General features: G+C 67.7%; 18 protein-coding genes. 6 read left to right on the forward strand and 12 right to left on the reverse strand.

The window, feature by feature from the left end:
• Window positions 1-422 precede the first annotated feature (422 nt).
• The 5 genes from KME82_RS14735 to KME82_RS14750 form a co-directional block, all read right to left on the reverse strand.
• Window positions 423-923: an HAD-IB family phosphatase gene (locus KME82_RS14735; RefSeq protein WP_252255817.1), complete on the reverse strand. Its 501-nt coding sequence runs from the start codon at window positions 921-923 to the stop codon at window positions 423-425.
• Entirely contained in the window at window positions 893-1,018 is a 126-nt protein-coding gene (locus KME82_RS26830) for a hypothetical protein (RefSeq protein ID WP_286673228.1), read from the reverse strand. The genes KME82_RS14735 and KME82_RS26830 overlap by 31 nt, the downstream gene beginning before the upstream one ends.
• A 95-nt stretch (window positions 1,019-1,113) precedes the next feature.
• Complete coding sequence (locus tag KME82_RS14740) at window positions 1,114-1,431, reverse strand: PAAR domain-containing protein (protein ID WP_215494718.1); 318 nt, start codon at window positions 1,429-1,431, stop codon at window positions 1,114-1,116.
• A 177-nt stretch (window positions 1,432-1,608) separates the two neighbouring features.
• The gene (locus tag KME82_RS14745) at window positions 1,609-2,217 is read right to left on the reverse strand and encodes a hypothetical protein (protein WP_215494719.1); all 609 of its coding nucleotides are present in this window, start codon (window positions 2,215-2,217) and stop codon (window positions 1,609-1,611) included.
• A 177-nt stretch (window positions 2,218-2,394) separates the two neighbouring features.
• Complete coding sequence (locus KME82_RS14750; RefSeq protein ID WP_215494720.1) at window positions 2,395-3,675, reverse strand: serine hydrolase domain-containing protein; 1,281 nt, start codon at window positions 3,673-3,675, stop codon at window positions 2,395-2,397.
• A gap of 182 nt (window positions 3,676-3,857) precedes the next feature.
• On the opposite strand from KME82_RS14750, the gene KME82_RS14755 reads away from it, so the two are divergent.
• Together KME82_RS14755 and KME82_RS14760 are read left to right on the forward strand one after the other, a co-directional pair.
• Entirely contained in the window at window positions 3,858-4,169 is a 312-nt protein-coding gene (locus tag KME82_RS14755; protein ID WP_215494721.1) for a cyclic-phosphate processing receiver domain-containing protein, read from the forward strand.
• A 217-nt stretch (window positions 4,170-4,386) separates the two neighbouring features.
• The gene (locus KME82_RS14760; protein WP_215494722.1) at window positions 4,387-5,250 is read left to right on the forward strand and encodes a DUF1684 domain-containing protein; all 864 of its coding nucleotides are present in this window, start codon (window positions 4,387-4,389) and stop codon (window positions 5,248-5,250) included.
• Window positions 5,251-5,581: 331 nt separating this feature from the next.
• Here KME82_RS14760 and KME82_RS14765 read toward each other — a convergent pair whose 3' ends face one another.
• Window positions 5,582-6,007 carry a VOC family protein gene (locus tag KME82_RS14765; protein ID WP_215494723.1) on the reverse strand — a complete coding sequence of 142 codons (426 nt, stop codon included), beginning with the start codon at window positions 6,005-6,007 and terminating at the stop codon, window positions 5,582-5,584.
• Window positions 6,008-6,075: 68 nt separating this feature from the next.
• Here KME82_RS14765 and KME82_RS26835 point away from each other — a divergent pair, with 68 nt between their 5' ends.
• The gene (locus KME82_RS26835; RefSeq protein ID WP_215494724.1) at window positions 6,076-6,687 is read left to right on the forward strand and encodes a TetR/AcrR family transcriptional regulator; all 612 of its coding nucleotides are present in this window, start codon (window positions 6,076-6,078) and stop codon (window positions 6,685-6,687) included.
• A gap of 184 nt (window positions 6,688-6,871) precedes the next feature.
• The gene (locus KME82_RS14775; RefSeq protein ID WP_215494725.1) at window positions 6,872-7,243 is read left to right on the forward strand and encodes a VOC family protein; all 372 of its coding nucleotides are present in this window, start codon (window positions 6,872-6,874) and stop codon (window positions 7,241-7,243) included.
• Window positions 7,244-7,299: 56 nt separating this feature from the next.
• Here KME82_RS14775 and KME82_RS14780 read toward each other — a convergent pair whose 3' ends face one another.
• Both KME82_RS14780 and KME82_RS14785 read right to left on the reverse strand, forming a co-directional pair.
• Entirely contained in the window at window positions 7,300-8,169 is an 870-nt protein-coding gene (locus KME82_RS14780; RefSeq protein ID WP_215494726.1) for a LysR family transcriptional regulator, read from the reverse strand.
• Window positions 8,170-8,375: 206 nt separating this feature from the next.
• A complete protein-coding gene (locus KME82_RS14785) occupies window positions 8,376-9,332 on the reverse strand; it encodes a DUF1570 domain-containing protein (RefSeq protein WP_215494727.1) in 957 nt (318 codons plus the stop codon).
• Window positions 9,333-9,516: 184 nt separating this feature from the next.
• Between KME82_RS14785 and KME82_RS14790 the strand changes: the two genes are divergently transcribed.
• Window positions 9,517-10,146, forward strand: coding sequence for a hypothetical protein (locus tag KME82_RS14790; RefSeq protein ID WP_252255333.1), 630 nt, complete (start codon window positions 9,517-9,519; stop codon window positions 10,144-10,146).
• Between the two features lie 163 nt (window positions 10,147-10,309).
• On the forward strand, window positions 10,310-11,137 hold the full coding sequence (locus KME82_RS14795; protein WP_215494728.1) for a plasmid replication/partition related protein: 828 nt from the start codon (window positions 10,310-10,312) through the stop codon (window positions 11,135-11,137).
• Between the two features lie 45 nt (window positions 11,138-11,182).
• Here KME82_RS14795 and KME82_RS14800 read toward each other — a convergent pair whose 3' ends face one another.
• The 4 genes from KME82_RS14800 to KME82_RS14815 form a co-directional block, all read right to left on the reverse strand.
• A complete protein-coding gene (locus KME82_RS14800; protein ID WP_215494729.1) occupies window positions 11,183-11,551 on the reverse strand; it encodes a hypothetical protein in 369 nt (122 codons plus the stop codon).
• Between the two features lie 95 nt (window positions 11,552-11,646).
• Complete coding sequence (locus KME82_RS14805) at window positions 11,647-11,979, reverse strand: putative hemolysin (protein WP_215494730.1); 333 nt, start codon at window positions 11,977-11,979, stop codon at window positions 11,647-11,649.
• 165 nt (window positions 11,980-12,144) lie between these two features.
• Window positions 12,145-13,044 carry an NAD(P)/FAD-dependent oxidoreductase gene (locus tag KME82_RS14810; RefSeq protein WP_215494731.1) on the reverse strand — a complete coding sequence of 300 codons (900 nt, stop codon included), beginning with the start codon at window positions 13,042-13,044 and terminating at the stop codon, window positions 12,145-12,147.
• Window positions 13,034-13,495, reverse strand: a complete 462-nt coding sequence (locus tag KME82_RS14815) for an Rrf2 family transcriptional regulator (protein WP_215494732.1) — start codon at window positions 13,493-13,495, stop codon at window positions 13,034-13,036. The genes KME82_RS14810 and KME82_RS14815 overlap by 11 nt, the downstream gene beginning before the upstream one ends.
• Between the last annotated feature and the right edge of the window lie 155 nt (window positions 13,496-13,650).

A 13,650-nucleotide genomic window follows, 5' to 3' on the forward strand; every position in this document is an offset into this window, starting at 1 on the left:
TTCACAGCGTCACCGTCTCGACGTTCTGCTGAGTGCAGGGCGTCGCGGCCGTGGTCTGCCCCCTGTCCGACCGCAGTTGTCATGGCCGTCGACGCTCTGCTTCATCCCGTTGCGCAGCAGGACCCCACGCGCGGGAGCCAGCCCGATCGCGCCGCTCCCGCGCCTCGTCGCCACGATTGCATCGACGCGTTCGCCGCAGCGCCGACAGCTTGGGGTAGGAGCGGCGCAAGCCGCGACTGCGACACCCCAGCAGCAACCAAGCTTTCGACGCAGTCAGGAATCGGCGGTCGCGGCTCGCGCCGCTCGAGCGGTCGGATACATGCCTGCGTGCCGCGCCGAACCGGCGCCACTGAAATTCAAACCCTTCGCTGCGTCGACAGCCCCCTGTAGGAGCGGCGCAAGCCGCGACCGCGCCATCACGGCTACGACACCACTTCATGCCAGCGATAAAACCGCCGATCCGCCAGCGCCAGCAACTCGCGGTCCTCGACCGTGTCGCCGTAGGCATGCACGCTCGCGTAATCCTGCAAGGCGATCCGCTCGCGCACCCGCCGCGATTTCTCCGGGCCGCAGCAATCGCGGCCGAGGTAACGCCCGGTCAGCACGCCGTCGCGCGCCTCCAGGTGCGAGCAGATGCATTCCAGCCCGTTTTGTTCGCACCAGGCCGACACGAACAGCTCCAGATTCGCGGTGACCACGACCACCCGATCGCCGCGTTCGCGATGCCAGGCGATGCGCTCCAGCGCTTCGGGACGAACCTGCCGCGCGACCACATCGCGCAGATACTTTTCGGCCGCCGCGCGCACTTCGCTTTCACGGCGGCCTCGATAACCGAACGCGACGATGCGACGGCGCACCGCTTCGCCCGACACCCAGCCGAGCTTGTAACCGATCAGTACGGCGCCAGCAGCACACCGCCCCAGCGCAAGCGGCGGCGATCGACGCTGGCGCGCACGAACCCGGGAAAAGTTTCGCGCTCGGTGATGGTGCCGTCGAAATCGAACAGGGCCAGATCCATGCACGACGAAACCATCGCGGGCCACGGCGGCCCGCGCGGAGTCTAGCCCGCCGCGCTGATCCGGCGCAGCCACCGCCGCGCAACCGCCGCGCGACTCACTTGCGCACCGCGACCCGCGCCGGCTCGTAGCCGCGACCGTGCTCGACGATGCCGCGAATCTGGCTCAACGAAATCAGGATGCAGCCGCAGGCGCAGAAATCGCCGTGCCGCGCCGCCGCCTTGCCGTCGAGCAGATGCGCCGAATCGCCGGTCACGATCGTGGTCGGGCCATGCACGCCGCACTGCACCGCATCGCCCAGGCGCGCGCATCGCGCATCGACGCCGGCGTCGGGCGCCGCCTCCGGGCGCGGCCCGCCCAACACCGTGCCGCCGCCGCTGGTCGTATCGCCGACCGTGATCCTTTGCCGCATCATGACCCACCTCCAGTACCGGCTTCGTCAGATCCCGTGCGGGAAAACGTCGGCGCGCCGCGCGCGTGACCGAGCTTTCCGCGTTGTTCGACCGGGATCATGTCTAACGGTCTTTCCGGTTGCGATCAAGAGCAATTAATAGTTGCACCTCACGCAACCTCACGCTTTGTGTGCCCGGCGTCATAGGCCGGCGCCGAGCGCGATCGCCGACCCGGTAAAGGGCAATACGAGGTCGTAGGTGGGTGGATGCGGGGCAATCGCGCGAAATGCGACGGGCACCGTGGAAGCGGTGCCGAACTGGGTGACGCCGCGGCCGAGCAGTTGCGCCAGATCGTAACGACGGCCGCCGAATTCGAACGGCCGGCTGTCGATCAACAAGGCACTGAACACGTTGTCGGCGAGCACCGGCACCGTGCTGCTGCCGACCTGCGCGCTCAGCGTGGTGCCGACCACCAGGCCGGTGCGCCGAAAGGTCGCGATGCACTCGCCTTGGGCGAACGATTCGGGTCGGTCGAAATCGCCGGCCGGTTCGCGTTGCAGGTACACCGAGAATTCGCCGGCCGGGTCCAGGCCCAGTTTCAACGCGCCGTTGCTGACGCCCCGGGCGACGAACGGCCGCGCGGCGAAGGTGAAATGCGCGGTGGTTTCGCCGATCGCACCGGCGAACAGGTGGGCGTCGATGCCCGACAGGTGCAGGAAATAGCCGTAATCGGCCAGGGACTGATCGGGCCGGCGGTAGAAGCGGCCGGTGACGTACCAGGCCAGTTCGGCGGGAGACAACAAGGGCATGGACACACTCGCTGCGTGGGGACGGCGTGGGCCGGGCGCGACGCCGGGACGGCGTCGCATTCGGTCAACGCACGCAGGCAGCGACGGGAGGACACGGCCGGGGCGACCAATGTTGCGAACCGTGCGCCAGCGCTCACTCCGCGTGGCCGGATGCGAGGCGCCGGCCGCGCGACGGCATCAGTCGTGCGGCGGTGCTCGGTCGATCGCCGGCTTGTCGCTGGCGTGCTGGTCGCCGGCGTGTTCGCCGGCCGCTTGCTTGCCGAGCGCGTGCTTGCCGATCCGGGCCACGAATTCGTCCAGATCGGTGGCGTCGGTATTGGCCAGCACGACCACCGTCAGCCCCGCTTCGACGATGCGATACAGCTGCGCCTGCGCGCCCATGATCCGGCCGGGCCGCTTGACCGCGTGGTAGCGGCGGCCGTCGATGCGCACCGGGTAGGACCACACGCCGAAGCCGTAATCGTCCAGGCCCGGCGCGATCATCGCCGCGAGCGCCTTGTCGCCGACCAAACGGCCGCCGAACCACCCGTCGGCGAAGGTCGCCAGATCGCGAGGCGTGGAATACATCGCGCCGGCCGCGTACCAGTTTTCCGGATACGCCGGCAGGTCCGGCGTCAGCGCCTTGCCGTCGTCGCGACGGAAATAGGTGTCGGCCAGGCCGGCGACGATGTCGCGCTGATGCAGCACGCCAGTGTCCTTCAACCCCAGCGGATCGATAATGCGCTGCTGCAACACCTGTTCGTAGGGCTGGCCGTAGGCGCGCTCGATGATCAGGCCCAGCGCGATGTAGTCGCAGTTGTTGTAGTCGAACTTGGCGCCGGGCTCGTGCACCAGGTCGCCGCTGCAGTAATCGTCGGCCAATTGCCGCGCGGTATGCGGCAGCTGGTAATTCGGCAGGCCGCTGCGGATCGCCTGCGCGGCGTCGGTGACCTGATCGAAGTTGACCAGCCCCGAGGTGTGGTTGAGCAATTGCCGCAGGGTGACCCAGTCGCCGCCGCTGCCGCGGTAGTCGGGCAGATAGCGGCGCATCGGCGCGTCCAGGTCCAGCCGGCCCTGTTCGTGCAGTTGCAGGATCAGCACCGCGGTGAAGGCCTTGGTGATCGAGGCGATCTTGTACTTGGTCGACGCGTCGTTGCGTATCGCGAACGCGCGATTGGCCAGGCCGTATTGGCGGGCAAGCAGGGGCTTGCCGTGTTCTACGATCAGCACCGAGCCGCTGAAATCGTGCTGATGCGCGTAGTCGTCGACGAAGGCGGTCAGCGGCGCTGGATCGGCCGGTGCCGGCGTCGACTGCTTCGCGGCGGCTTGCTTCGAAGCGGCTTGCTTCGAAGCCGCTTGTTTCCAGGCCGCCTGCGCGCGATCGCGCGGCGCGGCCGCACCCTGCGCAAACGCGGTGCTGCTCGCGAGCATCGCCGCCAGGGCGGCGGCCGTGATCGTCTTGATCCGTAAACACCGCATGCCTGTGTCTCCCCTGGAGTTCGCCACGCGGGACGCTGCGCCAGCGAATGGCATCGGCGCAGTCCCGTTGCGAAGCAGGGATACGACCGGCGCGCGGCCGGTTGCAGGCGCGATCGCGCGGCGCGCGCAAGTCCAGCGGCGCATGCGACGATGCGGCCTGCAACGCAGCCGAGGCATCGCCCATGCAGGTCTATCTCGACGACGAACGCGCCACGCCCGAGGGCTGGGTGCGGGTCTACTGGCCCGACCAGGCCATCGCCTTGTTGCAGGCCGGCGAGGTCACCCGGATCAGCCTGGACCACGACCTCGGCGACGACGCCCGCGGCACCGGGTACGACGTGATCGTGTGGATCGAGGAAGCGGTGATCGCACATGGCTTCCGGCCGCCGCAGATCGCCGTGCATTCGGCCAATCCGGCCGCGCGGCTGCGCATGCAGGCCGGGATCGAGGCGATCGCGCGGGCCTGGGCGGATCGGGTCAATCGGGCCGGTTGAAATCCGGCGCGAAGGTCGCGGCCACGAGGTGGTCGATTCCGCCTGTCCGCCGCCAAGATCGCCACCGACAAATCGCGTCTCCAATCCAGTCACCCGCCATCCATGACAGATGCCACCTGTTGCCGCGACCGGCGCAAAACGGGACTTCCGGCCGCTGCATGGCGCAACGCCCGCTGCCACAGTAAGCGCCAGCGCACTTCGTTCAACGGACCTCGCCATGCGTCGACTGCTGTGTAGCCTGCTGCTGTGCCTGCCCTGGGTCGCGCTGCATGCCGATCCGCGCAAGGACTGGGACGGTTTCCGCGCCGCCCTGACCGAACAGGCGGCCGGACCGACCGGCATGTACGCGATCCAGGACGTCGCGGTGATCGCACCGAACCAGGCCGCGTATCTGCCCGCCGCGGCGCGTCCGGCCGATCTGCGCTGGACCCCGCAGCGCGGCGATGACCGCGCGATCGTGCTCCGTTATCGCGACGGCAAGGCGATGCTCGAAGGCAAAGGCCTCGCCGCGACCGACCTGCTCAAGGCCGAGGATCGCCAGCAGGCATTGCCGAACGGGCTGACAGTGCGGGTCACTCAATACGAAGATTCGCTCAAGGCCTGGCTGTACAACCCAGCGCTGACCGCGCAGCGCTTCAAGGGCCTGTCGTTCTTCCCCTACGACCCCAAGGGCGTGGTCACCGGCCGCTTCACCCGCAAGGACGTGCCGGTCGCAGTGAGCCACCTGGATTCGCGCAACCACACCGGGGTGATGTACTGGATCGGCGACGTCGCCCTGCCGATCCAGGGCAAGACCTACACCCTGCGCGCGTTCAACAAGCAAAAGGACTGGAAGCAGATCGACCACGTGCTGCTGTTCTTCACCGACAAGACCTCGAAGAAAACCAGCTACGGCGGCGGCCGTTCGCTCGAAACCCACTTCCCGGCCGGCGCCGCGCCGTCGTCGATGACGTTCAACTTGAACACGCTGTACAGCTTCCTGTGCGCGCATTCGCCGTACTACAACTGCCCGATCAACCTGACCACCTTCGTGCCGGTGGAGTTGAAGTACGGCGAGAAGTATCCGCCGTCGGGGAAGTAGGCTTGGGGTCGAAGTAGTCGCGAGGACGAAGTCGCCGATGGGTTCCCGCCCCTTTAAAAAAGGGGGGGCAGGGGGATTTGCTTTGGCTCTTGCCTTTGAACAACGACAGCGCAGAGCAAGTGCAAAAGCAAATCCCCCCTGCCCCCCTTTTTCAAAGAGGGAACAGCCCGGGCCAGTGCGGATTCGTCGGAATACGAGACTCGGACACGATGCGATCGGTGAGTCGTGACACGACGTTGATCGACCGGACAACACCCAACAGATCGGGCCGCCCAAGGGATAAGCGACAACTGCGCCCTGCGTTAGCATGAGCCCTCCCTCGCCTGCTTCATCAAACCGGCAACGCACTCGCCTCGTACTGTTCGACGAACTCCCCGCTCGGCGCAATCGGCGTGATGATGTCGATCAACACACCGTTGGGATCGGCGGTGATGAAGTGGCGCTGGCCGAAAGCCTCGTCGCGCAGGCTCAACAGGATCGGCAGGCCGGCGGACTGAAGCTGCGCATGCACCGCGTCCACGTCCTGCACTTCGAAGTTCAACAGCAAGCCGCCGACCCGGCCGCGCGCCGCCTCGGGGATGGTGTGATGCGCGCCGTCGAGCACGGCGAGATTGATCGAAGGATCGGCGGCCGATTGCAGATGCACGTACCAGTCGGCGGTGAACAGCGCGACGAAGCCGAAATGGGCCTGGTAGAACGCGGCGGTGCCGGCGACGTCGCAGGTCATGATCACCGGGTAATAACTGGTCACTTGCATGGTTGTGGGCCTCGGTTGAGTGACATACAGTCTGTATGTAGATTGAAATTAACATACAGGCTGAATGTATGCCAAGCCCGGATCGCCCCAACCCGCCCCGCAGCAACCTCGAACGCACCCAGGCCACCCGCCACGCCTTGCTCGAGGCGGCCCGCGTCCTATTCGTCGACAAGGGCTACGCCGACACCTCCACGCCCGAAGTCTCAGCCGCCGCCGGCACCACCCGCGGCGCGCTGTATCACCACTTCGTCGACAAGCGCGACCTGTTCCGGCACCTGCTGCTGCGCGAGGCGCAGGCGGTCAAGGCCGAAATCCTCGCCGCCAGCGCCGACGACCCGAGCCCGCGCCAGGCGCTCATCGACGGCGCGCAGGCCTACCTGCAGGCGATGACCGTGCCCGGCCGCACCCGGCTGATGCTGATCGACGGCCCGGCCGTGCTCGGCCTGGGCGACGCCACCGCGATCGACGACGACAACGCCGCCGACACCCTGCGCGAAGGCCTGGCCGCCGCGCTGGATCGCGCACCCGCCGAAATCGACGCCCTGGCCAAGCTGCTGTCGGCCGCGTTCGACCGCGCCGCACTGGAGATCGACGCCGGCGCGGAGCCGCAGGCGATAAGCGAATCGATGCTTTGGCTGTTGCGGCGGGTGTTGGGCGACGACGACGAAGCCGTCGATTGATCGAGCTGAAGCGACTGCGCGTGTGCGGTTGCGCAGTTACTCAAGCATCAATACTCAAGCATCTTCGCGTTCTCTCGTCGCACCGTCGCATCTCTACTGACAAACCCTGTCAGCGCCGCCGCCTAGCCTGATCCGGAACCGGGCACCTCCCCTGCCCGCACTTCCATCACGCCGGAGCTTCGCCATGATCGATTCCAACTTCGTCCTGCTGTACGTCGACCGCCCCGAGGCCAGCGCCGAGTTCTACGCCGGCCTGCTCGAAAAAACCCCGGTCGAGAACTCGCCCACGTTCGCCTTGTTCGTGCTCGCGTCGGGCATGAAGCTCGGCCTGTGGTCCAGGCACACGGTCGAACCGGCCGCGCCGCCGGCGTTCGGCGGCGCCGAACTCGCGTTCCAGGTCGACGACTACGCGCGGGTCGACGCGATTCACGCCGACTGGTCCGCGCGCGGGCTGCCGATCGCGCAGGCGCCGACCGATCTGGATTTCGGCCGCAGCTTCGTCGCGCTCGATCCCGATGGCCATCGTCTGCGCGTGTATTCGCGCGCGCCGGAGTAAAGCGCCCGTCGGCTCGCGCCATGCGCGGCCGCCGACGCTGCGCCGCGCGTCGAAGCTCAACCCGCCGCGCGCGCGATCCAGGCGGCGAACGCAGTCGCGCCGTCGCCGACCGGCTTCAACGCCAATCGCGTCAGCCAATAACCGCCCGCATCGAGCTCTACCGCGAACGGCTGCACCAGCCGTCCTTCGGCGAGCTCGCGTTCGAACATCGCCGGCGGCGCGAGCGCGATGCCCAGGCCCTGCAGCGCGCATTGCACCATGGTCAACGAGGAATCGAAGATCGGGCCGTTGATCGGCCCGTCCGGCACCGCGTCGGCGGCTTCGAACCACAACCGCCAGTCGTCGACGAAGTACGAACGCAGCAGCGGGAAACGCGGCAGGTCGGCGGCATCGCGCAACTGCGCGGCCAGCTTCGGCGTACACAGCGGCGAGATCGGTGCGGGCATCAGGAAATCGGCCTGCATCCCGGGCCAGGTGCCGCGACCGTAACGGATCGCGAAATCCAGGCCTTCGGCGGCCGGATCGACGCGATTGTTGTGCGTGCTCAAACGCACGTCGACCTGCGGATGCAGGCGCGCGAACTCGGCCAGCCGCGGCAACAGCCAGCCGCTGGCGAAGGTGCCGACCGCGCCGACGTGCACGACTTCGCGCGCGAGGCCGTCGCCGACCCGATCCAGCGCGGTATCGATGCGCCCGAACGCTTCCTGGATCGCCGGCAGCAGGCTCAGGCCTTCGTCGGTCAGGGCCAGACCGCGCGGCAGACGCCGGAACAGTTCGACCCCGAGCTGATTTTCGAGCAGGCGCACCTGATGGCTGACCGCGGCCTGGGTCACGTTGAGTTCGTCGGCCGCGCGGGTGAGGCTCAAGGCCCGCGCCGCGGCCTCGAACGCCTTGAGTGCTCCGAGGTTGATCCGTGTGTGCGCCATCGCCGCTCCAGTGCCGAACAAAAAGGTGAATGCAGCCGGACGGCCGCGCCATCGCGGTGGGATGCAAGGCGCCGCGGCGGACTGCGTCGACGACGCGCAATCACTGCGACAACGCGGTGTCCGCTGCGGCGCACCGCGTCGCGCATCGTCTCGCGTATCGAATGCGAGCCCGCATTATCGCCGCGATCGACGCAGGCGACGACACCTCAGTCGCGGCGGCCCGCCGCGTTCGCACCCTCGGCCACCGGCACCCGCCATCCGACCTCCGGCTCGCCGCCGAGTTCGGCCTTTTTCTCCAGCAGATACCCGTACCACTCGGCCTGCACCCGATCCAGCGGCCCGATCGCCGCTTCGAAGGCGGCCACCGATCCATCGCCGCGCAGCAGCTGCCGATAGCCGCGCGCGTACTTGCCGCGCTCGTAGTGGAACAGGAAGTGCGACAGGCTCCAGTACTCGATGTAGTGCACGTTCAAGTAGCGGCCGGAAATCGGCGGGCCGGTGTTGGCGATCAGATCGCGCAGCGCAATCAGCGCGCCGCGATCGAGATCGCGCTGCAATACGCCGCTGAGCGGCATGTCGGCGACCCACCAGATCGGGTAAGCGTCCGCATCGATGCTGCCGGGCGCAAGCACGCCGTCACGCAGGCGGCTGGCGCCGAAATAACTCGCCAGGCCTTCGTTCATCCACTTGGCCTTGGCGATCCCGGCGACTTCCGCGTTCAACTGATGGGTCGCCTCGTGCAGCATCCAGTGGTACGGATTCGCGACGCCGTGGCTATAGTAGGCATGGCAGTACGGCGTGCGGTAGTACGCCTCGGCCCAGGGCATGCTGGTGTTGTAGGCGGAAAATTCCTGGCGGTCGCGGTACAGGATCAGCTTGAGCTTGTGCTCGCGCCCGGCGTCGGCGGGCAATTGGAAGAAGCCGTGATACGCCCGGTACAGGCTTTCCGCCGCCGCGGCGACCGCCTGCGTGCCCGGCTCGGACGCGGTGCTGGAAACCGTGTAGTGCTCGGTTTCGAACGGCTTGGCGTGGGGCGGAATGATCGGCCGCGCGGCGGGTCTGTGCGCGGGTGTCGCCGACACATTCTTGCGCTCAGGGTCCTTGCCGCAGGCGACACAGGCCGCCACCACCAGACACGCCGCCGTCAGACGATTCCATCGCATCGCGTTCCCCCGTCCCATGACCCAGCTTGCATCACCGCGGGCTGGCTCGAAACCCCGAGGCTCGGCAAGCGGCCAGCTTCAATCGCAAGTGGCCTACCCCGCGCGCCCAGACTGGCCCTGGCCCGCGCACGCCGCACCGCGCAGATTGCCGCGATACCGCTCAGTCGAGCCATCGAGGTCCGCCATGACCATGACCGCCCGCATCGCCGGACCGCTTCGCGTCGCAACCGCACTGTGCGGCGTGATCGTCGCCTTGTCCGTCCTCCCCGCAGCCGCGCAACCCGCGCCCGGATCGGCCGGTGCCGACGAACGCCAACTGACCTTGCCCGACGGCCCGCGCGGCTTCGACTTCGAAATCGGCCGCTGGAACAGCGTGGTCAAACGCCTCAAGCGCCCGCTGAGCGGTTCGCACGACTGGGTCGAACTGAGCGGAACCACGGTGGTGCGCGCGCTGGTCGGCGGTCAGGCCAACATCGCCGAGCTGGATATCGCCGGCCCCTCGGGCCGCATCCAGGGCGTGTCGCTGCGCCTGTACGACCCGCAGAGCCGGCAATGGTCGATCCACTACGCCAATGTCGCCGCCGGCGCGCTGACCGCGCCGATCGTCGGCGACTTCAGGCACGGCCGCGGCGAGTTCTACGGCGACGACACCCTAGACGGCCGTCCGATCAAGGTCCGCTTCGTGATCGCATGCGAGCGCCGCGCGTCGTGCCGGTTCGAGCAGGCGTTTTCCGCCGACGCGGGCAAGACCTGGGAATTGAACTGGCTGGCGACCGACACGTTGATCGGCCCGATCGATGGCTCGTCGCGCTGAGCCGCATCGCCGGCACGACGACCGATTCGGCAAAGCCCGCCCCAGGCACCGCTCACCGCGCCCGCTCGGTGATCCGCGCCCGAAAACCGCGCTTGTCAACGCCTGACGCGGCGCGCGCATCTGCCTACAATGCCGCCCCCATTGCAGCAACGCGGCCGGTTTCATGGACATCGTCATCAACGAATCGCTCAAGGCTTACATCGACCCGTTGACCGCCGACGAGTACCAATCGCTGGAGCAGAGCATCCTCGCCGAAGGCTGTCGCGATGCGCTGGTGCTGTGGGGCGAGATGCTGGTCGACGGCCACAACCGCTACGGCATCTGCCGCAAGCACGGCCTGCCGTTCCAGACCGTGCAGAACACCCGCTTTCGTTCGATCGAAGACGTGCATCTGTGGATGATCGACCAGCACCTGGGCCGGCGCAGCGTCTCGGATTTCCAGCGCGGCATCTTGGCGCTGCGCAAGCGCGAGATCCTCGCCGAACGGCGCCGCGCCGAGGCCGAGGCGCAACCCGCACAAGAAAGCGAAACGCCGGCGGCCGTCGACGATCACGACGACAGCCCGCCGTGGTCGACCGATGCGAGCGCATTCGACAGCCGCGAAGCCCTGGCCAAGGCCGCGCGCCTGAGCAGCAACCAGGTCGGCCTGATCGAGAAGATCCAGAAACAGGCCACGCCGGAAGTCGTGGCGGCGGTCAAGTCCGGCACGATCTCGATCAATGCCGCCGCCGCGGTCGCCACCTTGCCGGCCGAAGAACAGCGCGCCGCGGCGATGGCCGGCGGCAGCGAGCTCAAGGAAGCGGCCAAGCGCGCGCGCGAATCCAAGCGCAGGCCGCGCGAACCCAAAGAGCCCAAAGAAGCGATCTCGCAGCCGCACGACGATGTCGGCGATAACGAACTGCACGCGCTGCGCGAGCGCGTCGCCGAATTGACCGCGGAGAATCAGGCCCTGCGCGAGGAGATCGCTCAGTTGCAGGCGGCGCTGGCCTGAGTCGGACTGCGCGTCCGCATCAGGATTGACCGCACGCGCAGCGCTTCAGCCGACGATGCGCAGCGCAACGGCCGGGGCCTCGGGCGGATCGGGCGAGGGATTCGGTCTACGTTCGAGCGGTTCTTCGACGTCCCATCGCACGAAACGGACGATGCCGATGCGCTCGCGCAACTGCGCGGCGACCTCCGCCAGCACGTCGGCCACCGGTGTTTCGGGCCTTTTCACGAACGGCTGCGCCAGCAATCCCTCGATGTCACGCGGCGCCGACGCGGCGATATGCAAAAGCATGTCGTTGCCGAACCCATCGAACAACGCGGTTCTCGCAGCGAAATCCGTTTCCAGGCCGAACTCCACCAGCACGCCGATGCGGCCCTGATGGACATAGCTGCGGATCAAGCGGAAGGGATGGAACATGGAGGACGGCCCATCGAATCGATCGTCCGCAGCTTATCGGCATTCGATCGAGGCGGCCAACGGCGGCCCCGATCGAAACAGGTTTGTCGCGAAGCTTACTCCGCCGGCTTTTCGCACTTCCCATCGCGAAACAGCGCCCATTCCTCGCACACGCGTCCATCGGGCAGGTTGCACAGGCCGTACTGGCCGCCGTCCTTGCCGGTGCGGATTTCGAGCTTGCCGCCGAGCGATGTGCAATGCACCGAGGCCGGGTTGGCCATGCCGACGCGCGGTTCGGTCGGCTTGGCCTCGGCGGCGGGCGATGCCTGAGTCGGCGACGGCGCGCTCGCCTGCGCCTTTTTCGAGGTATTGCATGCGGCCAGGCCCAGCGTCAGGCCGATCAGCAGGAGCGGAAGACCACAGCGATTGGTCAGGCGATGGCGATTCATGGCACGGGCACCGTTGAAGTGGCGATCACTATAAATACCAGCCGCGTCATGGCGCGGTGACGCACGATCCGCCGCCAGTCGGCGCGATCGCCAAATTCGCGCGCGCCGATCAAACCTCGCTCCTGCCACTGCCTCGCTCCTGCCGAAGATCGACCCTTCACCGCATCAAGCGGCCTTCAACAACGACTGATACGCACCGAACCCCGCCATCGCCCCGGCCGCCAGCGCCAGGGTCGCGCTCTGCATGGCCGCGGCCGCATCGCCGGCGGCGAACACGCCGCCGACGCTGGTCGCCTTCATCGGATCGACGCGCAGGTAGCGGCCCAGCGGCCCGTCTTCGAACTCGCAGCCCAGTTGCTCGGCCAACGGGCTGGCCATGCGGCTGGTGGGCGCGGTGAACAAGGCGGCCAGTTCGATCACCCGGCCGTCGGCGAGCCGCACCCCGTCCAGATGCGGCGCCGAGCCCAGCAGTTCGACCACCGGCACGCGTTCGATCACCACCCCGCGATGGGCCAGATGCGCCGCTTCGGCGTCATCGGGCTCAAACCGGTTCTGGGTGAAATACGTGGTCGGGCCCCAGTCGGGAATCATCCCGGCCTGATGCGCCGACAAGGGATGATTCGCCAGCACGCCCAGGGCGCGGTCGGCGTATTCGAAGCCGTGGCAGAACGGACAGTGCAGCACCGACACGCCCCAGCGTTCGCGCAGCCCCGCGATCGCCGGCAATTCGTCGCGGATGCCGGTGGCCAGGATCAGGCGCGATGCGCTGCGCTCGCTGCCATCGTCCAGGGTGACGGCAAAGCCGCCCTCGTGCGGGTGCGCGGCGGTCGCGGTGGCGTTGACGAACTCGACGCTCGGATAGGCGAGCAATTGCGTCCGCCCTTCGTCGAGAATCTGCGCGGGCGATTTGCCGTCGTGACCGAGCATGCCGTGCGCCGCCGCCGAATAGCGATTGCGCGGCAAGCCGGCATCGATCACCAGCACCCGCCGACGCGCGCGCGCGAGCTGCAAGGCCGCGCTCAGGCCGGCGAAACTGCCGCCGACAACGGCTACGTCATGACGCATGACCACCACCTCCGATTTTCATATGACGCCTGCCGTGCAGGCGTTGGGCATGAGCGGCCAGATCGGCCAAGGTAAGCGTGGCGAGGCGACGATCGAGCACTTGCTCGGCTTCGCGCATCGCCTCGTCGAGCACGTCGACCACGGCGCGCACGATCAGGCACTGCGGCGCATCGTGCTTGGCCGCGAGCGGCACCATGCGCTCGCCGAGCGCCTGCTGGATCTGCGCCAGGCTGACCTGATCGGGCGCCCGCGCCAGCCGCCAGCCGCCGCCGTGCCCTTTCACCGAACTGACCACGCCGGCCTCGCGCAGACCGGCGAAGCTGCGGCGGATCACCACCGGGTTGGTGCCGACGCACGCGGCCATTTCTTCCGAGGTCATCGGCTGCTCGGGCCGCTCGGCCATGTGCAACAGCACGTGCAGGGCGACGGACAGGCGTTCGGGTGTTTTCATGTAACTTACGGTATTACGTGAAAACACCTGCGTCAACTGCGCCGCTCATGGCGTCGTCATGCGGGCCTGCCCCGCCGCAACGATGAGCGCGCGCAAGCGAGCCAAGAACGAACGCGATTGGCGATCGGGACCGATGTCGATGAAGCGGACGAAGC

It is taken from the genome of Lysobacter capsici, assembly GCF_018732085.1.
GTDB lineage: Bacteria > Pseudomonadota > Gammaproteobacteria > Xanthomonadales > Xanthomonadaceae > Lysobacter > Lysobacter capsici_A.